Genomic DNA, 23,165 nt, shown 5'->3' with positions numbered 1-23,165 from the left:
AGACTCAATCCTCAAAAAAGTCGCCCGCGGCCGCGTCGCTCTCGAAGCCATCAAACAAAACTGAGACACACCACTAGCAGCCGGTCAGGTGCCGCTTCGGCCGCTCCTGCCGGTAGTAATAGCGGCCGGCTTCCGCGAAGCCCGAACGGGCATACAGCTCCCGGGCACCGGCGTTGGCCGCGGTCACCAGCAGCCAGTAGCTGCTGACGCCCCGGGCCTCACCCTCACGCAGCAGGGACGCGAGGACCCGGGAACCGAAACCCCTCCGGCGGGCATCCGGACGCGTGGCCATGCAGTACAGGCCACCCTCCCCGCCGACCGAAGGAACGGCAAGGCGTCCGACGGCGGCCGGCACGCCGTCGTCGTCCCTCACCAAAGCGTAGGCCGACCGGCAGCCCTCCAGAATGGTGCGGGCGGTGGCGAGGGACTCCTCGCCACCGCGGCCGTCCACGCTCCACCAGAGCCGCAGCCATTCCTCCGACGGTTCCGTTGACATCTCGACCCCTGAAATCTCGACGCCGGCGTCTGGTGCCGCCACTGGGGCTGCGGTAGCCGCGCCGGCGTCGCGCACCAGGATCAAGGTCTCGGACTGCCTCGTGAAGCCTTCCTCGTCGAGGACAGCGTTCAGGGCGGCACTGCGGGAGTCGTCGAAGACCTGGAAGATGACGGGAAGACGGCGGCTGCGGTACCAGGCCCGCGCATCCCGCAGCATCACCATCCGGTGGTGCAGGCTTCCCGCCGGCTCGGACCGCGGCCAGACCGAGTTGGCCCGCTGGGTCACGCCGCCCGCAGCGCGAAGCACCCAGCCGCCGGATTCCTCCCGGTCGGGAGCGGGCCAGGCCGCATCCATCAATTCCTCCAGGGCAGGCATCGTCTGCCGTTCCATCGGACTCCTCATTCACTTGCTGGCGGGACAGCAAAGGCTCCCCGGTTCCCCGGAGAGCCTTTGCTGCTGATCATGCGGTGCTACTTGGCGCTGTCGTCCTTCTTGGCTTCCGGCTTGAAGTCGACGCCGGCTTCCTTGCGCTGCTGCGCGGTGATCGGCGCGGGAGCCTGGGTCAGGGGGTCGTAGCCGCCGCCGGACTTCGGGAAGGCGATGACGTCGCGGATCGACTCCACGCCGGCCAGGAGTGCGACAACGCGGTCCCAGCCGAAGGCGATGCCGCCATGCGGCGGAGCGCCGAACTTGAAGCCTTCCAGCAGGAACCCGAACTTGGTCTCGGCGTCCGCCTTGTCCAGGCCCATGAGCTCGAACACGCGTTCCTGCACGTCACGCTCGTGGATACGGATGGAACCGCCGCCGATTTCGTTGCCGTTACAGACAATGTCATAGGCGTAGGACAGTGCGGACTCCGGATCCTGGTCGAAGGAATCCATGAATTCGGGCTTGGGCGACGTGAAGGCGTGGTGGACCGCGGTCCACTGGCCGGCACCGACAGCAACGTCGCCCGAGGCCACCGCGGCAGCGGCGGGCTCGAACATCGGGGCATCAACCACCCAGCAGAACGCCCAGTCCGAGGGGTTGATCAGGCCGGTGCGGTGCCCGATTTCAACGCGCGCGGCTCCGAGGAGTGCACGGGAGGGCGTCTTCTCGCCGGCAGCGAAGAAGATGCAGTCGCCCGGCTTGGCACCGACGGCGTCGGCCAGGCCGGCCCGCTCGGTGTCCGTGAGGTTCTTGGCCACGGGACCGGTCAGCTCGCCGTCTTCCTTGAACAGGACGTAGGCAAGGCCCTTGGCGCCGCGCTGCTTGGCCCATTCCTGCCAGGCATCCAGGGCGCGGCGTGCCTGCGAGGCGCCGCCCGGCATGACCACGGCACCGACGTAGGGCGCCTTGAACACACCGAAGTTGGTGTCCTTGAAGAATTCCGTCAGTTCGGTCAGTTCCTGGCCGAAGCGGAGGTCCGGCTTGTCCGAGCCGTAGCGTGCCATGGCGTCGGCGTAGGTGATGCGCTGGATCGGCGTCGGGATTTCGACGTCGATCAGCTGCCACAAGGCTTTGACGATGTTTTCGCCGAGCGAAATGATGTCGTCCTGCTCCACGAAGCTCGCTTCGATGTCCAGCTGGGTGAATTCCGGCTGGCGGTCCGCGCGGAAGTCCTCGTCGCGGTAGCAGCGGGCGATCTGGTAGTACTTCTCGAAGCCGCCCACCTGCAGGAGCTGCTTGAAAAGCTGCGGCGACTGCGGCAGCGCGTACCAGGAACCCGGTGCGAGGCGTGCGGGGACCACGAAGTCGCGGGCGCCTTCCGGCGTCGAGCGCGTCAGGGTGGGGGTTTCAATCTCCACGTAACCGTCGCGGTGGAGCAGCTCGCGGGCCACGCGGTTTGCCTCTGAACGCAGGCGCATGTTGCGGGCGGGGCCCGGGCGGCGCAGGTCGAGGTAACGGTGCTTGAGCCGGGCTTCCTCGCCCACCTCGACGTGCTCGTCGATCTGGAAGGGCAGCGGATCCGAGGTGTTGAGGATGGTCACCTTCTCCGCGATGACCTCGATCTGGCCGGTGGCCAGGGCCGGGTTTTCGTTGCCCTCCGGACGCTGCGAAACCGTCCCGATGACCTGGAGCACGTACTCATTGCGGAGGCCGTGGAAAACCTCTTCTTCCCGGACTACCACCTGGGCGACGCCGGAGGCATCGCGAAGGTCGACGAATGCCACACCACCGTGATCACGACGCCGGCCCACCCAGCCGGCCAGGGTTACGGTTTGTCCAATGTGCTCGGAGCGAAGGGATCCGAGGTCATGTGTGCGCAGCACAGCACGCCTTTCTGAAGGAGACAGCAGGAATACAGAGATGATGTTGAATAGGACCGTTACGGGAACAGCCCCGTTCGAGTTTACCCGTTGGAGAGGCTTTCCTTCCGCCGTGCAGACCCATCAACGGCTTCAGCGCCGGCTCGGAGTGCTTGACGCCACCGCAATCGGGCTTGGCTCCATGCTCGGTGCCGGCGTGTTCGTCGTCTTCTCCCCGGCCACAGCCCTGGCCGGCCCGCTCATGGTTGTCTCCGTGCTGGTCGCCGGCGCGATTGCCTACTGCAATGCCGTTGCGTCGGCCCAGCTGGCTGCCAAATACCCGGCCAGCGGAGGGACGTATGTTTACGGCCGCAAACAGCTGGGCGAATGGCCGGGCTTCATCGCCGGCTGGGGTTTTGTCACCGGAAAGACCGCATCCTGCGCGGCCGTGGCCCTGACCTTCGGCCATTACGCGGCACCGGGCTATGCCACGCCTGTGGCCATCGCCGCCGTCGCAGTACTCACGGTGGTCAACCTCATGGGCATCACCCGCACCGCGCTGCTGACCCGGATCCTGCTCGGGATCGTGCTGGCCACTCTGGTGTTTGTTGCCGTTGCCGGCCTATCCGGCCCCCACCCGGAACCCGGCGCCCTGGCGGCAAATGCCGGCAGCGCCTGGGGAATCCTGCCGGCCGCCGGGCTGATGTTCTTCGCCTTTGCCGGCTACGCCCGGATCGCCACGCTGGGCGAGGAAGTCAAGGATCCCGCGCGGACCATACCGCGGGCGATATTGGCGGCCCTGGCCGCGGCTTTCGTGATCTACCTGGGCCTTGCCGTGCTTCTGCTCTGGCACCTCTCCCCGGCCCGGCTGGCGGAATCCGTGTCACCGCTGCTGGACGCGGTGCTCCTCTCGGGATTCAGCGCCGGGGGACCTTTCGTCCAGGCCGGAGCAGCAGCCGCCTGCCTGGGAGCCCTGCTGGCCCTCATTACCGGAGTGGGCCGCACGGCACTGGCTATGGCCCGGGAACGGGACCTCCCGTCTCCCCTGGCCCGGGTGGGCGGCCGCCACACCGTGCCTGTCGTCGCCGAGCTGTCAGTGGCTGCCGCAGTGGTGGCACTGCTCGTCACCACGGATGTGCTCACCGTGGTGGGCTTCTCGAGTTTCGGTGTGCTGATCTACTACTCGGTGACGAATGCTGCCGCTTTCACCATGGCCGAGCGGCCGGGCACCGCACCCCGCTGGCTGAATGCCGCCGGTTTTGTCGGATGCCTGGTCCTGGCTTTCACGTTGCCGCTGGCTTCGGTGGCCGGCATGGCGGCCGTACTGGCCGCCGGAGTAGCCGGCCGCTTCCTGGTGCTGCGCCTCCGGAAGCGGCGGCTGCGTCCGTGACGGCCGCTTAGGCGTTAACCACCCGGACGTACAGGTCCTCGTCCGACGGAGTCCACGTGGCGGGGTCGGCGTCCGTCTGCTCGCCCGAGCGGATGTCCTTGACCTGGTGCTTGCCGTCGTCGTCCGTGAACCAGACGAACGGGATGCCGCGCCGGTCGGCGAACTTGATCTGCTTGCCGAACTTCTCAGCCTTCGCCGCCACCTCGGTGGAGATCCCGCGGGAGCGGAGCTGCGCGGCGACATCCTGGGCCGCGCCCCAGCTGTCGTCGTTGTTCAGCGCGACGAGCACTGCCGTGGGTACCTTGCGGGTGGCCTGGGCCAGTTCCTGGCTCAGGATCCTGGAGACGAGGCGGGTGACGCCAATGGAGAGGCCGACACCCGGGAACTTCCGGTTTCCCTTGCCGGCCAGGGCGTCGTAGCGCCCGCCGGAGCAGATGGAGCCGAGTTGTTCATGGCCCACCAGGACGGTTTCCACCACGGTTCCGGTGTAGTAGTCGAGGCCGCGGGCGATGCTCAGGTCCGCCACCACCTTGCCGGGCGCACGGTGCACGGAGGCTGCGATGACCTGCTCCAGCTCGTTCAGCCCTTCCTCCAGCAGCTCGTCCTTCACGCCCAGGGCACGGACCTTTTCAACGAAGGAGGTGTCCTCGGTCCGGATGCCGGCCAGGCTCAGGGCGGCCTGCGCCTGTTCCTCAGTGGCTCCCAGCTCGGTCTTCAGCAGCTCGGCCACCTTGGCAGGGCCGATCTTCTCCAGCTTGTCGATGCTCCGCAGGACTCCGGCAGTGTCCGTGAGGCCGATCCCGCGGTAGAAGCCCTCGGCCAGCTTGCGGTTGTTGATGCGCAGGCGGAAGTCGGGAATCGGGAGGGCGCCGAGGGCTTCGGCGATGACCAGCGCGATTTCGACGTCGTAGCGGAACGGCAGCTCGCCGTCGCCCACAATGTCGATATCTGCCTGGGTGAATTCGCGGGCGCGGCCCTCCTGCGGACGCTCGCCGCGCCACACCTTCTGGATCTGGTAGCGGCGGAACGGAAATGCGAGGTAGCCGGCGTTCTCCACGACGTAGCGGGCGAACGGCACGGTCAGGTCGAAGTGCAGGGCGAGGGCGTGGTGGTCACCCTTGGCGGCCCTGGACTCCTCTTCATCCTCCTGCAGGCGGCTGAGTCCATACACTTCTTTGTCGATCTCGCCCTTGCGGAGCAGCTGTCCCACGGTTTCCACTGCGCGGGTCTCGATCGAGGAGAAGCCGTGCAGTTCGAAGACACGCCGCAAGGTGTCCAGCACATGCAGCTCCACCAGCCGCTCCTCGGGAAGCCACTCGGGGAATCCGGACAGGGAGGCGGTGCGTGCCATGGTGGATTTTCTCCTCAGGTAACAGAAGGCCGGAGTACCCTTCCCGGTGATCCGATTCCGCCATGTGATCAAAAAGCGGCGGTAAGGGCGGGAGTCCAGCCAGTCATGCATAAACTATGTGCGGCAGTCAGTTTATGCTTTCGGCGCCTGCAACTTCTAATGGAGGTGCCCGGAGCACCGCCTGCCGCTTGCTGCCGGACACCGGACGTCGCCCTTGGCCCGTCCGGCGGGCCGGCCCGACACCCAGGAGGACTTTTGGCGGCCAGTTCACGGAGCGCCCGCGAGGCTAAGCGGCGCATCCTGCAGATGGAAGCGAAGCGTGAGCTGCGGCGGCAGCAGGAAAAACGCCGTAGGCGCGACAACCTCCTTGCTGTCGGGGCGGGCGCCGGGGCGCTGGTCCTCGCCGTCGTCCTTCAACTCACCGTCTTCGCCAGCAACCCCTCAGAGGACGAGTACGCGGCAGCGCAGGCCGGGCTGACCAGCCCTTCGGCGTCACCGACGCCGGCGGCCACAAACGGCGCCAATATCCCCAAGCCGGAGACCGCGGCGGGCAAGGTCTTTACCGGCGAGCTCAAGCTGAACAGCGGGGCTTTGGGCGTTGAACTGGACGGAACCAAGGCACCGCAGGCGGCCGCGGTCTTCAAATCCCTTGCCGACGAGAACTACTACAGCGGGATCAGCTGCCACCGGCTGACCACGGGCGAGACGTTCGGCGTCCTGCAGTGCGGGTCGAAAACCGGTGACGGACAGGGCGACCCCGCGTACACCTGGGGTCCGCTGGAAAACACGCCGGCAGACAACAAGTATCCGGCCGGAACCATTGCAGTGGCGCGGACCGGAGGCAACGCCTATGGAAACGGCACCCAGTTCTTCATCGTCTATAAGGACACGGTCATTCCGGCCGATGAGGCCGGCGGCTACACGGTAGTGGGCAAGGTGACATCCGGCCTTGATGTGGTGGCAAATATCGCCGCAGGCGGTATTAAGACAGGCGGAAGCGCAACAGACGGCGCTCCTGCGGAACCAGTCACGATAGACTCGTTCTCTCTGAAGTAGCCAGCCCCGGCCTCCACGCTGCGGGTGCAGGTATTTCCCTCCAAGCGAAAGACTTTTAGCGGTGACAGACAGTCAGAAATCCGACGAAACAGTAACAGCAGCCTCCGACGAAGCCGGGACCGGCGTTCAGGTGGTTGACGACGCACAGGCGGCCGGCAACGACGCAGCCCCCGACGCTACGGCAGATGCGCAGTCAGCGGACCAGGAAACTTCCGCACCGGCGGCTGAGGTTGAGGCCCCGGCCGAGGTTCCGGCGGCGGAGGCCGAGGCTCCGGCTGCAGAGGCTCCGGCTGCAGAGGCTCCGGCCGCAGAGGCTGACGTGCCTGCTGAAGCTCCGGCCGCAGAGACTCCGTCCGCAGTGGCCGACGCTCCCGCCGCGCCGGCGCCGGCTCCGCGTCCGGCAGCCCGCCCGGCGCCTTCACCGGCTGCCTTCGCGGCACGCCCGAAGGCTGCGTCCTCTCCTGCCGTTCCCGTCCCCGCTCCGGTTTCCTCGGCTGCATCCCTGGCCGAAGCCGCACGCTGGGGCCGCGTCGAAGGCGACGGCCACGTCTTCCTGACCATCGACGGCGAGGAACACCCCGTCGGTCAGTACCCGGACGTCAGCGACGAGGAAGCCCTTGGCTACTTCGCCCGGAAGTACGACGACGTGGTGGCCCAGATTGTCCTGCTCGAACAGCGGGTGAGCTCCAAGGCCCCGACCACCGACATGCAGAAAACCGTGACGCACCTGCGCGAGCAGCTCGCCGAACGGAACATGGTGGGCGATCTCCGCTCGGCCGAGGCCCGTCTCGACACGCTGTCCACCCAGATTGCGGAACTGGAAAAGGCCGAAAAGGCCGAACACGACGCCGTGCGCGCCGCCGAACTGGCCGCCCGCGAAGCGATCGTTGCGGAGGCGGAAGAAATTTCCGGCCATGATCCCGCGCAGATCCAGTGGAAGACCTCCAGCGCCCGGATGAACGAACTCTTCGAAAGCTGGAAGACGGCGCAGAAGAACGGCGTCCGGCTGGGCCGCAGCAACGAGGACGCCCTCTGGAAGCGGTTCCGGGCAGCGCGGACGGTCTTCGACCGCCACCGCCGGGCGTACTTCTCGCAGCTGGACAGCAACAACTCCGCAGCCAAGGCAGCGAAGGAAAAGCTGATCGCTGAAGCTGAGGCACTGTCTTCCTCCACAGACTGGGGTTTCGCCGCCGGTGAATACCGCCGCCTGATGGACGAATGGAAGGCCTCACCGCGGGCAAGCCGCAAGGACGACGACGCACTGTGGGCGCGCTTCCGCGCCGCTCAGGACGTCTTCTTCACCTCGCGGCAGGCAGCCAACGACGAGATCGACCAGGAATACGGCGCGAACCTGACCGTGAAGGAAGCCCTTCTGGTCGAAGCGAACGCCCTGCTGCCGATCAAGGATCTCTCCACGGCCAAGAAGGCGCTCCAGTCCATCCGTGACCGCTGGGAGGAGGCCGGCAAGGTTCCTCGTGCGGACATGGGCCGGATCGAAGCCGGGCTCCGGAAGGTGGAGGACGCTGTCCGCCACGCCGAGGACGAAAACTGGAAGCGGTCCAACCCCGAGACGAAGGCGCGGACCAACAGCGCCCTGTCGCAGCTGGAAGCCGCCATCGCCGGGCTGAAGGAAGACCTCGCGAAGGCGGAGAAGGCCGGGGACCAGCGCAAGATCAAGGCCGCCCAGGAAGCCCTGGAGGCACGCCAGGCGTGGCTTGACCAGATCTCCCGCTCGGCCAGCGAACTGTCGTAAGCACACAGGCGCCAAGTACAGGCCCCGTTCCGGTTATCCACATATCCGGAACGGGGCCTGTACCCGTTTAAGCCGGCAGGAAAAGATAGCTGAATGGCTACCTCGTCTCCGCTCACCCCACGCACCGTGCCGGCGCACCACGTGCCCGCAGTCCCCGGGCCCACGGAACTCTATTCGCCCGGCCGTGTATTCTCGTGGCCGGAATTGCAGGCGATGGCCGCGGACGGCCTCCTGAGCCAGTTGTACCAGCGCGGGTACATGCTGCCTGGCACTGCGGCCACTCCGCAGTTGCGGGCCCGCGCGGCCTCCTTTGCCGTCCCGCCGGGTATCCGGCAGCGGGTCGTGGCGGGCAGGATGACGGCTGCATGGATCTACGGCTGCGCCGGGGAACCGGACCGCCTTGCGCTCCTCGTGGATGCCACCCGCCGGGTTTCCAGCTTGAGGTCCACCCGCGGTTGCACCCTGCACGAAGTCAGGCTTGGCCCGTTCGACGTCGTCAGCCTGGGCGGGCTGATGGTTTCCAGTCCGCTGCGTACAGCCCTGGACATCGCCCTGCACGTGGACGCGGAAAGGGCATTGCCGGCCCTGCGGAAGATGCTGGCACGCCCTGAGCTTGATGTCAGGCTGCGGCTGCTCACGCTGGCCGTCGAGGCCACGCCCCGGGTTCCGCACAAGAAGGCGGCCCTGGAGATAATCTCGGCCCTAAAGCCCGAGCCCGGATAGCCGCGGCCAGTTCCCCCGACGGGTTTTTTGCCGCGGCCGGTTCCCCCGACGCGTTGTTAGCTGCGGCGCCGGTTTCCTGTTGTCCGGTAAACATCAAACACACCGTCGATCCGACGCACCGCGCTGAGCACGTGGCTGAGGTATTTGGGGTCCCCCATCTCGAATGCGAACTTCGAGATGGCCACCCTGTCCGTTGACGTGTGCACGCTGGCGGCAAGGATGTTGACGTGATTTTCAGAGAGGATCCTGGTGACGTCGGACAGCAGCGACTTCCGGTCCAGGGCCTCCACCTGAATCTCCACGAGGAACACGCTGGACTGGGTGGGAGCCCAGTCAACTTCCACGATGCGGTCCGGCTGGTCCTTCAGGTCGGAGACATTGGTGCAGTCCGTGCGGTGCACAGACACTCCTGATCCCCGGGTCACGAACCCCAGGATGGGATCCGGAGGTACCGGCGTACAGCAGCGGGCGAGCTTGACCCAGACGTCCCCCACACCGCGGACGATCACGCCGGAGTCGGAGTACTTCGTCTTGCTCACCTGGGTGGGGATGCTGACCTCGGTCAGGTCATCCTCCGGGCCCTCGTTCCCGCCGAGGGTCTCCACAAGGCGCTCCATGACGGACTGGGCCGACGTGTGCCCGTCGCCCACCCCGGCGTAGAGGCCGGAGATGTCCACATACTTGAAGTGCTCGGCGACTTCGGCCAGGGCGTCATGGGTCATCAGGCGCTGCAGGGGAAGGTTCTGCTTCCGCATCGCTTTAGTCAGGAGTTCCTTGCCGCGGTCAATTGCCTCTTCGCGGCGTTCCTTGCTGAACCATTGCCGGATCTTGTTGCGGGCGCGGGCGCTCTTGACGAAGTGCTGCCAGTCCTGGCTGGGGCCGGCGCCCTCCGCCTTGGAGGTGAATATCTCAACCCAGTCACCGTGGTTGAGCTCGCTGTTGAGGGGAACCAGCTTGCCGTTAACCCTTGCTCCGATGGTCCGGTGGCCCACTTCGGTGTGGACGGCATAGGCGAAGTCCACGGGCGTTGATCCGGCAGGCAGTGCCATCACTTCACCCTTGGGCGTGAACACGAACACTTCACGGGCATTGATTTCAAACCGCAGGGAGTCCAGGAACTCGCCGGGGTCGGATGTTTCCTGCTGCCAGTCGACCAGGGACCGAAGCCAGCCCATGTCGCCGTCGCGGGGGCTGCCGGGGCCGGCGGCCGTCCTGTTCGGCTGATCCTTGTACTTCCAGTGCGCTGCGACGCCGTACTCGGCGCGGCGGTGCATTTCGTGGGTGCGGATCTGGATTTCCACCGGTTTACCGCCCGGCCCGATGACCGTCGTGTGCAGGGACTGGTACATGTTGAACTTCGGCATCGCGATGTAGTCCTTGAACCGGCCCGGAAGCGGGTTCCAGCGCGAATGCAGCGTCCCCAGGGCGGCGTAACAGTCCCGGACGGAGTCCACCAGGACGCGGACACCCATCAGGTCGTTGATGTCGTCGAAGTCCTTGTCGCGGACAATCATCTTCTGGTAAATCGAGTAGTAATGCTTGGGCCGGCCCGTGATGGTGGCCTTGATCTTGGCGGTCCGGAGATCGTCGGTGATCTGGTTCCGGATGACACTCAGGCTCTTCTCGCGCTCCGGGGTCCGGTCCCCCACCATGCGCACGATTTCCTCGTATACCTTCGGGTACAGCGCCGCGAAGGACAGGTCTTCAAGTTCCCACTTGATGGTGTTCATCCCGAGGCGGTGTGCCAGCGGTGCGAAGATTTCCAGTGTTTCGCGGGCTTTGCGGGCCGATGACTCGGCGGACACGAACCGCCAGGTGCGCGCATTGTGCAGCCGGTCCGCGAGTTTGATCATCAGCACGCGGATGTCCTTGGCCATCGCGACCACCATCTTGCGGACGGTTTCGGACTGTGCGGCTTCGCCGAAGCTCACCTTGTCCAGCTTGGTCACGCCGTCCACCAGCATGGCGACCTCGGGGCCGAAGTCCCGCTTGAGGTCCGCAAGCGTGTAGGGGGTGTCTTCAACGGTGTCGTGCAGGAGGGCGGCTGCCAGGGTGGTGCCGCTCAGTCCGAGTTCGGCCAGGATGGTGGCCACCGCGACGGGGTGGGTGATGTACGGATCGCCGCTCTTGCGTTTCTGCCCCCGGTGGCTCTGTTCGGCCACCACGAAGGCCCGCTGGATGAGGTCGAAATCCTCTTTCGGGTTGTTGGCCCGAACGGTGCGGAGTAACGGTTCCAGGATGGGCGAGTACGTTGCCGTACCGCGGCCGGTCAGCCGCGCCAGCCTGGACCTGGTGCGTTCGCGGCGTCCGGGGAAGGTGGGACGGAACCCTGAACTGTCAACCGGCACGCCTGCATCCGGGTGCCCGGGCGCGACCAAACCGGTCTGCGGACCCTGGCCCGGACCTTCACCACCGTCGGCCGTTGGCGCCGACGTCGAACGTTCTTCCAATGAAGCACCCCTCACGACCCGTTAATTATCCCAGTCTATTCCCGCGGCAGGACACATCCGTAACCGGGACGCAGATGCGAAGGGCCGGACCCCGTCACGAATGACGGAGTCCGGCCCTCGGCAGCCGAACAGTTTAGGCTGTTGCAGTCTCCGGCGCAGCGGCTGCCTTCGCAGCCGACTCGCTACGGCGGCGTTCAACGCGCTCTGCCTGCTTGACCAGCGCGGGTTCGCTTTGCCTCAGCCAGGCATACAGCGGGGCCGCGATGAAGATGGTTGCTGCCGTGCCGATCAGGATTCCAACGAACAGGGCCAGCGACAGATCGCGCAGGGTGCCCGCGCCCAGGAGGCCGGCACCGATGAACAGGATGGCGCCCACGGGAAGAATGGCCACCATCATCGTGTTGATGGACCTGACCAGCGTCTGGTTGACGGCAAGGTTGACCTCTTCGGCAAACGTGCGGCGGGTGGAGGCGTCAAGGTCTGCGGTGTTCTCGCGGATCTTGTCGAAGACCACCACCGTGTCATACAGCGAGTAGCTGAGCACCGTAAGGAACCCGATAATGGCGGACGGCGTCACTTCGAAGTCGCTGAGGGCGTAGACGCCCGCTGTGACAAACATGGTCACGAGCATGCCTACCAGCGCTGAAAGCGACATCTTCCAGGTTCGGAAGTAGAGCGCCATCAGGACGGCCGCGATGACGACAAAAATCACCAGGCCCAGGAGCGCCTGCTTGGTGACGTCAGCACCCCAGGTGGGACCCACGAAGGTGGAGGTCACCTCGTTGTCCGTGACACCGTAGGCGGTGGTCAGCCCATCCTTGATGCGGAGGGTTTCGTCATCGGTGAGCTTGTCCGTCTGGATCCGCATGGTGCTGCCGGCGACGTTGGCCACGCGTGGAATGCTGCCTTCCACGACGTCCTGGACGGCTTTCTCGCCGAGGGACGCTTCCGTGGTCTTCACATTGGAGACAGTGAATTCGGACCCGCCCCGGAATTCGATGCCGAGGTTGAATCCGCCCTTGGCCACCGGGAGGAGGATGGACAGCGCCACGGCGACGGCCGCGATGATGAACCAGATCTTCTTGGAGCCGACGAAGTTGTACGAGCGCTTGCCCGTGTAGAGCTCATTGCCGAACGTGGCAAAATTCGTGGTCATTTACTTGCCCTCCTTGGACGTGCTCTTGGAGGAACCGGCAAGCTGCTCCTGCTTTTCCGCCAGTCGGCGTTCTGCAATGGTCATCCGGCGCTCGGCTTCAGCTGCGGCGCCGGTGTTCTTGGCGCGCACCACACCCGGCTTTTCTTCCGGTGTGCGGAGCCTGCCGGCACCGCGGTAGAGCGGCACGGCGCCGAGGCGCTTGGGGTCAAGGCCGGAGAAGCGGTGGCCCTCGCCGAAGAACTTGGTGCGGGCCAGGAGCTGCAGGGTCGGGTGGGTGAACATGAACACGACGATTAGGTCGGCGATGGCGGTCAGGCCCAGGGTGAACGCAAAGCCGCGCACGTTGCCCACGGCGACGAAGTAGAGGACCAGCGCTGCCAGCAGGTTCACTGCCTTGGACGCCAGGACGGTGCGCTTGGCACGCTTCCAGCCGTTTTCCACGGCGGAGACGAGCCCGCGGCCTTCGCGCAGTTCATCACGGATTCGTTCGAAGTAGACGATGAACGAGTCAGCCGTCTGGCCGATGGCCACGATGAGGCCGGCGACGCCGGCGAGTGACAGGCGGTAGTTCTCGGTCCAGCCCAGGATGGCAATCGCCAGATAGGTCAGGGCTCCGGCCACCACAAGGGAGAAAATGGTGACGAATCCGAGCGCCCGGTACTGGAAGAGGGAGTAGACCACCACGAGCAGCAGGCCGATCACACCGGCGAGCAGGCCCATCTTGAGCTGCTCACCGCCCAGGGTTGCGGAAATCTGCTGCTCGCTCTGGATCTCGAAGCTGATGGGGAGTGCACCGAAGCGCAGCTGGTCCGACAATGCCTTTGCGGACTGCTCGGTGAATCCGCCGGTGATCTGGGGACGGCCGTCGGTGATCACCGCAAGGGAGCGCGGAGCGGAGATGACCTGGTCATCGAGGACAATGGCGAACTGGGCCTTGGGATCGTTGCCCGATTCGCCGCCGGCGGCCACGAAGAACTGGTACAGCCGTTCAGTAACTTCCTTGAACTTGGCGGTTCCCTGCTCGTCGAACTGGATGTTCACGGCCCATTCGTTGGTGACAGCGCCCTGTGCGCCCTGCTGCAGCTGGAAGGACGAGGACTTGATGTTCGAGCCCTTCACTTCCACCGGACCCAGGATGTACTTGATGGCCGGGGACGTGGCCGTCGCCGGCTCACAGGTCACCAGCGGCTTGGCGGGGTCCGAGCGTTCCTGCTTGTCCTGCGAGGGGTTGTCGCAGTCCAGCGTCTCGAACTTCTTGTACACCTCGGGCGTGACCCAGTTGACGTCGCTGCTGTTGGCCGGCTCAGCCGTCGGCTTGGGCAGCTTGTCGTCCGGAGTCAGGGATTCCGTAGGCACGGCGGCGCCGGCTCCGGCCTGGAGCACCGGGCGGAAGTTCATGTCGGCCGAAGCCTGGATGAGGGCGCGGGTCTCCTTGGACGGGGTACCCGGAAGGCTGACCACCACGTTGCGGCCGGACTGCGTGCTGATTTCCGCTTCCGCGACGCCCGAGCCGTCCACGCGCTGGCGAATGATCGCAACGGCCTGGTTGAGCTGATCCTCGTTGATGTCCGAACCGCCCTCAACCTTGGGCGCCAGGATCATCTGGGTTCCGCCCTCAAGGTCAAGTGCAAGCTTTGGTGCCCAGCTGGCCTGGCCGGAAATGGAGCCGCCGGCGAGCACGGCAGTCATGACGGCGAGGATAACGCCGAGCCAGACCAGCACCCTGAGTGCTGAGTTTTTGGGGCCAGTACGTGCCATTGTCGATCTTTCTATTGTTTACGGAGGAGCCGCCGGGGTGAGCTCCGCTCACACTCCGGCGGCAGCCCGCTACCGTCGTTAATTCTACTTAGCGGGACTTGGCGGAAACGCCAGACTAGCTGTCCTTCTTGCCTTCGTCGTTAAGACGCTTCAGCGATTCTTCCGGCGTCTCGTTAGCAACGTCGGTGCGGACGGCCTCGGGGCGGTTAACGGCATCGGCGCGGTCGGCGTCGTGTCCGGTCAGGGAGGAGGCGTCGTCCGGAACGACGGTGGGCTCTTCGGCACCAACAACCGGCTCAACGATCTTGGTGACGGCCTGGCGGTGCACGGTGGCCAGGTTGCCCGGGGACAGTTCGATGACGACCTTGTTTTCGTCCTCGTTGATGGAGACGATGCGTCCGAAGAGTCCGAAGCTGGTCATGACCTCGACGCCCGGGGCGAACTGCGACTGAAGCGTTGCCTGCTGCTGCTGGGTCTTCTTGTTGCGGCGGAACATCATGAAGATGAAGACGCCGAGCATCACGAAGAGCAGGATGGTCATGATGTCGATGCCGCCGCCGGCCTGCGGCTGGGCCTGGGCAGTAATATGTCCGAACACAGGAAGTTTCCGTTCTGTACTTGCGTAGCTGATTTACAGCAACGTCGGCTTCGTTTCGGCCCACCCGGCAGAAAAACCATGCCCAGCCAACGGCGGCCGGAGCCGCCCACAGAAACAAAGACCCGAACGTGCCGAGCGTCATACCAGTCTAAAGGGAAAGTAAGCCGGACGCTGCTATTGGCCGTTCGGCAGCCACCCTGCCACCGGCTCGACGCTGAGGTCGTCCGTTTCGAACAGGGCCAGCGTTTCCTGGCCGAACACTCCGTCCGGAACCGCGTAGCCCAGGTGGGTCCAGGCCGGTGCCATCGCGATCCGGCCGCGCGGCGTCCGCCCGAGGAGCCCCTCGCGGACCAGGTAGGGCTCGGCAACGGTCTCCACCGTTTCCGGCTCTTCACCCACGGCAATGGCCAGTGTGGAAAGACCCACCGGCCCGCCGCCGAACTTGGTGATCAGGGCTTCGAGGACGGAGCGGTCCAGCCGGTCAAGGCCCCTCTTGTCCACCTCGTACATGTCAAGCGCGGCAGAGGCCGCGCGCGCATCGATCTGCTCAATGCCGTGGACGAGCGCCCAGTCGCGGACGCGGCGGAGCAGGCGGTTCGCAATTCGGGGAGTGCCCCTGGACCTGCCCGCGATTTCGCTGAAGCCCGCCGAGTTGACCTTCAGGTCCAGCAGGCCGGCCGAACGCCTCAGGACGAGCTCCAGTTCCTCAACGGAATAGAACTCCAGGTGGCCGGTGAAGCCGAACCTGTCGCGCAACGGCCCCGGCAGCAGGCCGGCACGCGTGGTGGCGCCCACCAGGGTAAACGGAGGCAGCTCGAGGGGAATTGCCGTGGCTCCGGCGCCCTTTCCCACCACGATGTCCACGCGGAAGTCCTCCATGGCCATGTACAGCATTTCTTCCGCGGGCCGGGACATGCGGTGGATCTCATCGAGGAAGAGGACCTCTCCTTCCGAGAGGGAGGAAAGGATGGCAGCCAGGTCTCCGGCGTGCTGGATGGCCGGACCGCTGCTGATCCGCAGCGGGGCGTTCATCTCGGCCGCGATGATCATGGACAACGTGGTCTTGCCCAGGCCGGGCGGGCCGGACAACAGGACGTGGTCGGCGCTGCGGCCGCGCATTCGCGATGCTTCCAGCACCAGGGACAGTTGCTTGCGGACACGGTGCTGGCCCACGAAGTCGTGCAGGTTCTTGGGCCGGAGGGCCGCCTCGATGACCCGCTCCTCCGGCTCCTCTCCCCCGCCAACCAGGGTGGGCTCAGCCACGGCTGCCTACCCGGTTGCCCGCGCGCGCGCCGTCCTGGCCAAGCCAGCGCAGCGTGGCCCGCAGGATTTCGGCCACCTGGCCGCCGGCTTCGAGTTCCGGGGAATCCGACAGTGCTTTGTCGATGCTGGCAGTGGCATCCTTTTCGGACCAGCCGAGGCTCGTCATTGCTGCCACCACCTGCGGCTTCCACGGGGCGGGAGCGGCTGCTGCGGGCGCTGCCGCCGAACCGGTGCCGTGCGGCACGAGTTTTCCGGCGAGTTCCAGGACTATCCTGCCGGCGACCTTCGGTCCGATGCCGGGGACCTTGGTGAACGCTTTGCCGTCGCCGGTGTGCGCCGCGACGCGGATGGCTTCGGGATCGTGGACGGCCAGGACGGCCAGTGCCAGGCGGGGCCCGACGCCGCTCACGCTGAGCAGGATATCGAACACCTCGCGCTCGTCATCGCTGGAGAAACCGAACAGCGTCAGTGAATCCTCACGAACGATCAGCGAGGTGTAGAGCTTGCCCTCTTCTCCGAGGCGCAGCCCGCTGAGGGTCTGGGGGGTGGCGTTCACGCTCATGCCGGCGCCGTTGAGGTCGATCACGGCGGAGGACAACCCGACGTGCGCTACGGTTCCGCGGAGAAAACTGATCAAGGCCGGGCTCCTGGGTCTACAGCAAAAAATGCAGCCGGTTTACAACCGGCCATCCGAACATATCTACGAATACCCTAGCAAGGAGCCCGGACATTCACCGTGCACGGCGCGCTTTGGCTTCCGCCTCTGCCCACGCCCGCTGGGCAGGGGTCAGCGACTGGCTGCCGGGGCCGGTCGTCGCGATAGCAGCCCCGCTGCCGGCCCGCCACGCGTGCGTGATGGCCAGTGCCAGCGCGTCGGCGGCGTCGGCCGGACGCGGCGGGGCGTCCAGGCGCAGGATCTTCGTGACCAGTTTGGTGACAGCATCCTTGTTGGATGTTCCGCTGCCCGTCACGGCAGCTTTAACTTCCGACGGCGTGTGCAGGGCCACGGGGATACCTCGGCGTGCGGCGGCGGCTATCACCACGCCGGATGCCTGGGCGACACCCATGACGGTACTGACGTTCAACTGGGAGAACACCCGCTCCACGGCGAGGACATGCGGTTCATAGCGATCCAGCCAGTCGTCGATGGATGTGGCGATCACCAGCAGCCGCTGGTCCAGGCTCTCCTCCGGCGATGTTCCCACAACGCCGACAGCCACCATGGTGGCGCGGCGGTTCTTCTCGACGTCCACAACGCCGATGCCGCAACGGGTGAGGCCCGGGTCGACCCCCAGGACGCGCAGCGTCAAGGGCCGGCCGTCAAGGCCGGGCCTCAGTTTCACAGCAGGGCTGCCGGATCACTCGGCTTCCAGTGCGGCCTGCACTTCGTCGCTCAGGTCGGCGTTGCTGTAGACGTTCTGGACGTCGTCGAGTTCCTCCAGCGCGTCCACCAGCTTCATGAATTTCTTGGCGGCGTCGAGGTCCAGCGGCACCTCCATGGAGGGAACGAACTCTGCTTCGTCGGTGTCGTAGTCGATCCCGGCTTCCTTGAGCGCGTCGCGGACAGCCTGGAGGTCCTTCGGGTCCGAGTGGATTTCGAAGGTGTCTCCGTTGTCCTTGACTTCCTCTGCGCCGGCGTCGAGCACGGCCATCAGGACGTCGTCTTCGCTGAGCCCGTTCTTGGGCAGCGTGACGACGCCCTTGCGGGAAAAGAGGTAGCTGACAGAACCGGGATCGGCGATGGTGCCGCCGTTGCGTGAAATGGCCAGCCGGACCTCGGAGGCTGCACGGTTCTTGTTGTCCGTGAGGCACTCGATCAGCAGCGCCGAACCCTGCGGGCCGCGGCATTCATACATGATCTCCGTGTAGTCCACGACCTCGCCGGTGAGGCCGGCGCCGCGCTTGATGGCGCGGTCGATATTGTCGGCGGGGACAGAGGTCTTTTTGGCCTTCGTGACCGCGAGTTCCAGCCCAGGGTTGCCGGACAGGTCCGGGCCGCCCATCCGCGCCGCTACTTCGATGTTCTTGATCAGCTTGGCGAACGACTTGGCCCGGCGGCTATCAAGGATGGCCTTCTTGTGCTTGGTCGTCGCCCATTTGGAGTGGCCTGACATGCTTTACGCTTCTCCTCTGATCATTCGAATAAACAGTTCATGCACGCGCTTCTCCCCTGTCACTTCCGGGTGGAAGGAGGTGGCCAGCAGGTGGCCGGAACGCACTGCAACAATTCTAGCCGTCCCCTGCAGGGCGGCCGCATGCGAAGCGTGGACCGGATCCGCGGGTTCCACCTGCGCCAGGACCTCCACGCCCGGGCCCACGCGCTCCACCCAGGGCCCGCGGATGAACACCGCGTGCACCGGGGCCACACCGGCGCCCGTGTCGCTGAACTCCAGCCCCTTGAATTCGAGGTCGGTCTCAAAGGATTCCCGCTGTCGGCCGAAAGCGTTGCGGCGGACCGTGATGTCCAGCCCGCCGAATGTCTGTTGCGGATTGCCCGCCAGGTCGGTGGCGGGGTCCGCGATTTCGTCGGCGAGCAGGATCATGCCGGCGCAGGAGCCGTAGACCGGCAGGCCGTCCGCGATGAGCTTGCGCAAGGGGTCGGCGAGGTCAAACGCCCGGGCAAGCTTGTCGATCGTGGTGGATTCGCCGCCGGGAATGATTAGTCCGTCGATGCCGTCAAGTTCGGAGGGCCGCCGGATTCCGACGCCGGCGGCGCCGGTTGCTTCTGCCGAACGCAGGTGCTCCCGGAAGTCGCCCTGGAGCGCCAGGACACCGATTCGAAGGCCTGCACCCGCGCGGGAATAGTCCGTGGAAGGGGGGTTGGTCATCCAATCAGCATAGTGCTCCGCATGGCCGGAGGCTTGCCGCGCGGGGCCGGCCGGCCCGGTTCCATGCCGTGACTGGGATATATTCAGAGCATGCTTTACTTCAGCGTTCCGCTCGGCAAGCTCGTCCGCCGGGTTTCCCGGCTCAGGGGCGGAGGCTCTGCCCTCCCCGGCCTCGTAGTGGAGAAAATCGACCCCGGTTTCATGCAGCGGACGCTGTCCACGCTGCCCCTGGGTGTGGCCGTGGTCAGCGGGACGAACGGCAAGACCACCACCACCAAAATGGTGGTGGAGCTGCTGGAGAGCCAGGGGCTGAAGGTCTTCACGAACCGCACCGGCAGCAACTTCACCCGCGGAGTCGCCGCAGCCCTGCTGGGCGATGTCGACTGGCGGGGCCGGCTCGACGCGGACATCGCGGTACTGGAACTGGATGAGGCGCACGCTGTGCACTTCGTCAACAGGGTTCCGCCGCGCTACAGCCTGCTGCTCAATGTGCTCCGCGACCAGTTGGACCGCTTCGGCGAAATCGACAAAACCGCCCAGCTGCTGCAGCACATCGCGTCCAAGACCACCGGCACCGTGGTCCTGAACCGTGAGGATCCGCGTGTCGCCCGCATAGCGGACACCCTGGACGGTCCCGAGGTGCGCTACTTCGGCCTCGATGATTCCCTGCTCAGCACGTTCCCGAACGACGACGACCTCCGCGCCGGGCCCGGCAGCCCGGCGCCGGCGCTGCCGGCAAAGCCGCACGCCGACGTCGTACTGCGCCGGGTGGGCACCGATGACGCCGATTTTGAGTACGACGGTGCCACGGTCACCACCGGGATGAAGCTCCGCGGCGTCTACAACATTTTCAATGCCGCGGCCGCGCTTGTCCTGGCCCGTTGCATCGCCGGGAACGGCGCCGCGCCCACGGATCATGGCGGCTTGCTCAAGGCCCTGTCCGAGGTTGCGCCCGCCTTCGGCCGCGGCGAGAGCCTGGTGGTTGACGGCCTGCCGCTGGACCTGGTGCTGGTCAAGAACCCCAGCGGTTTCCGGCTGGGCCTGAAGTCCTTCCCGGCCGGCGGCTACGCCACGATGGTGGCGATCAATGACAACTACGCCGACGGCCGCGACATGTCCTGGCTTTGGGACGTGGAGTTCGATTCGCTGCGTGAAGGCGGCGTGGACCAGTTGTCCGGTTCCCGGGCCTACGACATGGCCCTCCGGCTGCAGTACGACGAGGTGGCAATCGGCGCAGTGAACCCAGAAATCGCACCGGCTCTTGCCGCGTTCATCCAGGGCGCCAAGGACAAGCCCAAGCGTATTTTCTGCACTTACACGGCAATGCTGGCCATCCGCCGCGAGCTGTCCAAAATCACCACAGTGGAGGTGGTCTCATGAGCCCGGCGTCCGAAGAAAGCAAGGGAACCATCCGGGTCCTGCAGCTCTATCCCCGCGACATGAACATCTACGGTGACTGGGGCAACGCCCTGGTCCTCCAGCAGCGCCTCCGCTGGCACGGCTACACCCCGGAGCTGCTCGAATACAACGTCGGCGACGACTTTCCGGCCGATGTGGACCTGATCGTGGGCGGCGGCGGGCAGGACAGCGGTCAGCTGGTGATCCAGGACGATCTGCTCTCCCGTGAATCGACGCTCAAGGAACTGGCTGAAGGCGGAACGCCCATGCTGCTGATCTGCGGGCTCTACCAGCTCTTCGGACGGTTCTTCAAGACGCGCACGGGTTCGGTGATTCCGGGCATCGGCGTCTTGGATGTCGAGACGCACGGCACCGATGAACGCCTGATCGGCAATGTCACGGTGTCCTCTCCCGAGTTCGGGGACATCCTGGGTTACGAAAACCACAGCGGCCAGACGACCCTCGGCCCCGGCGTCCAGCCGCTGGGCACCACCTCCAAGGGCACCGGCAACAACAGCAGCGACGGGAAAGAAGGGGCGCGCTACCGGAATATCGTGGCGAGCTACCTCCACGGATCACTCCTGCCCAAGAACCCTGCCATTGCCGACTTCCTGATCCGCACCGCCGTGGAGCGCAAATACGGAAGCTTCACCGCCGGCACGCCGGACGACCGCTACGCCGTACTGGCGCGGGAACACGCCGCACGGCGGCCCCGCTAGAACCGTACGGTCCGGTTCCACACCTGCAACGACTCACCGGTGACGCTTTGTGACCGGCCGGAAAACGGACCGTGGGAAACTGGTCCCATGGACACTGCAGCCGCCAGCCTCCCGGAACACCTCCGCCACCCGTCCGGCCCGCGCGATCCCGGCGATGCCTGGGTCGAAGGCGCGGTGGGCAAATTCTGGGGCCGCTTCGGATCGGCCGGCCTCCTGGTCCAGGATCCCGCCAAAGGCATCCTCTTGCAGCACCGGGCCGCGTGGAGTCACCACGGCGGAACCTGGGGCCTGCCCGGCGGCGCGCTCCACCACGGCGAAGACGCCATCACTGGCGCCCTGCGCGAAGCCCACGAAGAAGCCGCCGTGCCCCCGGAGAACGTCCGCGTGCTGTTCACGTCCGTGTTCGACGTCGGCTACTGGTCCTACACCACGGTGGCGGTCCGCGTCGTGGAATCCTTCGACCCCGCCATCAACGATGCCGAGAGCATCGAACTCAGGTGGGTTCCGGCAGGTTCCGTTCAGGACCGGGAACTGCACCCGGCGTTCGCAACAGCCTGGCCGGACCTCTGGCGCCGGCTGCAGCAGAACCACCGCTGATTCCCCAGACGGATTTCCCTGCCGGATTTCTCTGAAGGCGTAGCCGTCGCCGGACTACCGCCGGGTGCCCAACCGTTGACATAGGTAAGCATCTTCTCAGGAGGCGCGCCATGGAGGCAGTCAGCAGCGGATTCAACGGAGCGAACGCTACCGAAGACCCTTTGGATTCCTATTCCGCCACGGTTATCCGCGTGGCCGAAACCGTCACCCCGCACGTTGCCGCCGTCGAAATGACCGGCAATGGCCGCAACGGCAGGTACCGCGCGGGCGCAGGCTCGGCAGTCCTGTTCACCTCGGACGGATACCTGGTGACCAACGCCCATGTGGTGGGCTCGGCCGGAAAAGGCCACGCGGTCTTTGCCGACGGCACCCGGACGGCCGTGGAAGTCGTAGGCGCCGATCCTCTGTCCGACCTCGCCATCGTCCACGGCAGGGCACCGATTGCCCAGCCGGCCGAATTCGGCGACGCTGAACTCCTCAAAGTCGGTCAACTGGTTATCGCTGTCGGCAACCCGTTGGGGCTTTCGGGCTCCGTGACGGCAGGAGTCGTCAGCGGCCTGGGACGTTCCATCCCTGTATGGTCCGGACGCAACCGCCGCGTGATCGAGGACGTCATCCAGACCGATGCCGCGCTCAATGCCGGCAGCTCCGGCGGGGCCCTGGCAGACGCCCGCGGCCGGATCGTGGGAATCAACACGGCCGTCGCTGGTGCGGGACTGGGGCTGGCGGTTCCGATCAATGCCACCTCGCGCCGAATCATCGCCTCGCTCCTCTCGGACGGACGGGTCCGGCGCGCCTACCTCGGACTGGTGAACACCCCCGTCCAACTTCCGGTGAGCTCCGTGGTCCGGACCGGTCACCGAGACGGGCTCCTGGTGGTGGAAGTCCTCCCGGGATCACCTGCCGAACGGGCGGGCCTCCGCGCCGGAGACGTGCTGCTGAGTGTCGGCCGGAAGTCCGTTTCGAACGCAGAGAGCCTCCAGAAGCTCCTCTTCGCCGAGGCAATCGGAGCGCCGCTGGACATTTCGGCGCTCCGGGACGGAACGGAACTGCATGTGGTGGCCGTCCCGGAAGAAATGACCGACACAGGCTAGGCCGCAGTGCATGTGCGCAAAAAATTACCCATTGCGCCTATTCTGATTCCGGCCAGCGCGCTATCGTTGTTGGTGAACAAGCCCTCCCATCACACAGACGTGGCGGAAGAGCGCTGTTCGAGCACTACAGGCCGGCGGCCGGATCACCGTTACCGGAGCCGGGATTGTGGATATTGGGGTAGGCACGGGGGGTGCCCTCATATCGTTCTCCGTGCGCTGATCACACGCACCGTGGGGCACGGAGGTTCCCAAATGCGGCTGGGGCTCTGCGCCGCCGCTTGAATCAGTCACTGCAAGAATGGGGCAA

At 65.8% G+C, this 23,165-nt stretch carries 20 protein-coding genes; 8 read left to right on the top strand and 12 right to left on the bottom strand.

The genetic code is table 11. The features are described from left to right. Positions 1 to 73: 73 nt before the first annotated feature. Positions 74 to 886 carry a GNAT family N-acetyltransferase gene (locus tag PV761_RS19240; RefSeq protein ID WP_347899223.1) on the bottom strand — a complete coding sequence of 271 codons (813 nt, stop codon included), beginning with the start codon at positions 884 to 886 and terminating at the stop codon, positions 74 to 76. Between the two features lie 80 nt (positions 887 to 966). Then, positions 967 to 2,748: an aspartate--tRNA ligase gene (gene aspS, locus PV761_RS19235; protein ID WP_028269096.1), complete on the bottom strand. Its 1,782-nt coding sequence runs from the start codon at positions 2,746 to 2,748 to the stop codon at positions 967 to 969. A 109-nt stretch (positions 2,749 to 2,857) separates the two neighbouring features. On the opposite strand from aspS, the gene PV761_RS19230 reads away from it, so the two are divergent. Continuing rightward, complete coding sequence (locus PV761_RS19230; RefSeq protein WP_347899220.1) at positions 2,858 to 4,114, top strand: APC family permease; 1,257 nt, start codon at positions 2,858 to 2,860, stop codon at positions 4,112 to 4,114. A 7-nt stretch (positions 4,115 to 4,121) separates the two neighbouring features. On the opposite strand, the gene hisS is transcribed toward PV761_RS19230, so the two are convergent. Beyond that, on the bottom strand, positions 4,122 to 5,465 hold the full coding sequence (hisS, locus tag PV761_RS19225; protein WP_347899218.1) for a histidine--tRNA ligase: 1,344 nt from the start codon (positions 5,463 to 5,465) through the stop codon (positions 4,122 to 4,124). Positions 5,466 to 5,720: 255 nt separating this feature from the next. Between hisS and PV761_RS19220 the strand changes: the two genes are divergently transcribed. The 3 genes from PV761_RS19220 (at position 5,721) to PV761_RS19210 (ending at position 8,997) form a co-directional block, all read left to right on the top strand. Then, positions 5,721 to 6,521: a peptidylprolyl isomerase gene (locus PV761_RS19220; protein WP_347899216.1), complete on the top strand. Its 801-nt coding sequence runs from the start codon at positions 5,721 to 5,723 to the stop codon at positions 6,519 to 6,521. 61 nt (positions 6,522 to 6,582) lie between these two features. After that, entirely contained in the window at positions 6,583 to 8,274 is a 1,692-nt protein-coding gene (locus PV761_RS19215) for a DUF349 domain-containing protein (RefSeq protein ID WP_347899214.1), read from the top strand. Positions 8,275 to 8,367: 93 nt separating this feature from the next. Then, on the top strand, positions 8,368 to 8,997 hold the full coding sequence (locus PV761_RS19210; RefSeq protein ID WP_347899212.1) for a hypothetical protein: 630 nt from the start codon (positions 8,368 to 8,370) through the stop codon (positions 8,995 to 8,997). Positions 8,998 to 9,053: 56 nt separating this feature from the next. On the opposite strand, the gene PV761_RS19205 is transcribed toward PV761_RS19210, so the two are convergent. The 9 genes from PV761_RS19205 to pdxT all read right to left on the bottom strand — a co-directional run bounded on the left by PV761_RS19205 (position 9,054) and on the right by pdxT (position 19,050). After that, the gene (locus PV761_RS19205; RefSeq protein ID WP_028269090.1) at positions 9,054 to 11,447 is read right to left on the bottom strand and encodes a bifunctional (p)ppGpp synthetase/guanosine-3',5'-bis(diphosphate) 3'-pyrophosphohydrolase; all 2,394 of its coding nucleotides are present in this window, start codon (positions 11,445 to 11,447) and stop codon (positions 9,054 to 9,056) included. 133 nt (positions 11,448 to 11,580) lie between these two features. Next, positions 11,581 to 12,603 carry a protein translocase subunit SecF gene (gene secF, locus PV761_RS19200; RefSeq protein WP_347899210.1) on the bottom strand — a complete coding sequence of 341 codons (1,023 nt, stop codon included), beginning with the start codon at positions 12,601 to 12,603 and terminating at the stop codon, positions 11,581 to 11,583. Next, a complete protein-coding gene (gene secD / locus PV761_RS19195; RefSeq protein WP_028269088.1) occupies positions 12,604 to 14,361 on the bottom strand; it encodes a protein translocase subunit SecD in 1,758 nt (585 codons plus the stop codon). A 115-nt stretch (positions 14,362 to 14,476) separates the two neighbouring features. Beyond that, positions 14,477 to 14,902 (bottom strand): preprotein translocase subunit YajC, encoded by a 426-nt coding sequence (yajC, locus tag PV761_RS19190; protein WP_347899230.1) that lies wholly within the window; start codon positions 14,900 to 14,902, stop codon positions 14,477 to 14,479. A 231-nt stretch (positions 14,903 to 15,133) separates the two neighbouring features. Then, a complete protein-coding gene (gene ruvB / locus PV761_RS19185) occupies positions 15,134 to 16,222 on the bottom strand; it encodes a Holliday junction branch migration DNA helicase RuvB (RefSeq protein ID WP_028269086.1) in 1,089 nt (362 codons plus the stop codon). Then, a complete protein-coding gene (gene ruvA, locus PV761_RS19180) occupies positions 16,215 to 16,859 on the bottom strand; it encodes a Holliday junction branch migration protein RuvA (protein WP_028269085.1) in 645 nt (214 codons plus the stop codon). Before ruvA ends, ruvB begins: the two co-directional genes overlap by 8 nt. A 94-nt stretch (positions 16,860 to 16,953) precedes the next feature. Next, positions 16,954 to 17,532, bottom strand: a complete 579-nt coding sequence (gene ruvC, locus PV761_RS19175) for a crossover junction endodeoxyribonuclease RuvC (protein WP_028269084.1) — start codon at positions 17,530 to 17,532, stop codon at positions 16,954 to 16,956. Positions 17,533 to 17,580: 48 nt separating this feature from the next. Then, on the bottom strand, positions 17,581 to 18,336 hold the full coding sequence (locus PV761_RS19170; RefSeq protein ID WP_028269083.1) for a YebC/PmpR family DNA-binding transcriptional regulator: 756 nt from the start codon (positions 18,334 to 18,336) through the stop codon (positions 17,581 to 17,583). A gap of 3 nt (positions 18,337 to 18,339) precedes the next feature. Beyond that, entirely contained in the window at positions 18,340 to 19,050 is a 711-nt protein-coding gene (pdxT, locus tag PV761_RS19165; protein WP_347899207.1) for a pyridoxal 5'-phosphate synthase glutaminase subunit PdxT, read from the bottom strand. Between the two features lie 90 nt (positions 19,051 to 19,140). On the opposite strand from pdxT, the gene PV761_RS19160 reads away from it, so the two are divergent. From PV761_RS19160 to PV761_RS19145, 4 genes are all read left to right on the top strand, one after another. Then, on the top strand, positions 19,141 to 20,430 hold the full coding sequence (locus PV761_RS19160; RefSeq protein WP_347899205.1) for a MurT ligase domain-containing protein: 1,290 nt from the start codon (positions 19,141 to 19,143) through the stop codon (positions 20,428 to 20,430). Then, the gene (locus PV761_RS19155; protein WP_347899203.1) at positions 20,427 to 21,167 is read left to right on the top strand and encodes a glutamine amidotransferase; all 741 of its coding nucleotides are present in this window, start codon (positions 20,427 to 20,429) and stop codon (positions 21,165 to 21,167) included. The genes PV761_RS19160 and PV761_RS19155 overlap by 4 nt, the downstream gene beginning before the upstream one ends. Before the next feature lie 87 nt (positions 21,168 to 21,254). Further along, positions 21,255 to 21,764 carry an NUDIX domain-containing protein gene (locus PV761_RS19150; RefSeq protein WP_347899201.1) on the top strand — a complete coding sequence of 170 codons (510 nt, stop codon included), beginning with the start codon at positions 21,255 to 21,257 and terminating at the stop codon, positions 21,762 to 21,764. A gap of 110 nt (positions 21,765 to 21,874) precedes the next feature. Then, the gene (locus PV761_RS19145) at positions 21,875 to 22,858 is read left to right on the top strand and encodes a trypsin-like peptidase domain-containing protein (protein WP_347899199.1); all 984 of its coding nucleotides are present in this window, start codon (positions 21,875 to 21,877) and stop codon (positions 22,856 to 22,858) included. Positions 22,859 to 23,165: the final 307 nt, after the last annotated feature.

This window comes from Arthrobacter sp. CC3, assembly GCF_039907775.1.
Classification (GTDB): Bacteria; Actinomycetota; Actinomycetes; order Actinomycetales; family Micrococcaceae; genus Arthrobacter.
The sequence above is the reverse complement of the archived record's forward strand: the minus strand, read 5'-3'. Positions and strand labels throughout refer to the sequence as shown.

Coding starts and splice junctions, on each gene's coding strand:
- PV761_RS19240 (WP_347899223.1), bottom strand. CDS start 886: ATGGAACGGCAGACGATGCCTGCCCTGGAGGAATTGATGGATGCGGCC.
- hisS (WP_347899218.1), bottom strand. CDS start 5,465: ATGGCACGCACCGCCTCCCTGTCCGGATTCCCCGAGTGGCTTCCCGAG.
- PV761_RS19210 (WP_347899212.1), top strand. CDS start 8,368: ATGGCTACCTCGTCTCCGCTCACCCCACGCACCGTGCCGGCGCACCAC.
- secF (WP_347899210.1), bottom strand. CDS start 12,603: ATGACCACGAATTTTGCCACGTTCGGCAATGAGCTCTACACGGGCAAG.
- secD (WP_028269088.1), bottom strand. CDS start 14,361: ATGGCACGTACTGGCCCCAAAAACTCAGCACTCAGGGTGCTGGTCTGG.
- yajC (WP_347899230.1), bottom strand. CDS start 14,902: ATGACCATCCTGCTCTTCGTGATGCTCGGCGTCTTCATCTTCATGATG.
- PV761_RS19170 (WP_028269083.1), bottom strand. CDS start 18,336: ATGTCAGGCCACTCCAAATGGGCGACGACCAAGCACAAGAAGGCCATC.
- pdxT (WP_347899207.1), bottom strand. CDS start 19,050: ATGACCAACCCCCCTTCCACGGACTATTCCCGCGCGGGTGCAGGCCTT.
- PV761_RS19160 (WP_347899205.1), top strand. CDS start 19,141: ATGCTTTACTTCAGCGTTCCGCTCGGCAAGCTCGTCCGCCGGGTTTCC.
- PV761_RS19155 (WP_347899203.1), top strand. CDS start 20,427: ATGAGCCCGGCGTCCGAAGAAAGCAAGGGAACCATCCGGGTCCTGCAG.
- PV761_RS19150 (WP_347899201.1), top strand. CDS start 21,255: ATGGACACTGCAGCCGCCAGCCTCCCGGAACACCTCCGCCACCCGTCC.
- PV761_RS19145 (WP_347899199.1), top strand. CDS start 21,875: ATGGAGGCAGTCAGCAGCGGATTCAACGGAGCGAACGCTACCGAAGAC.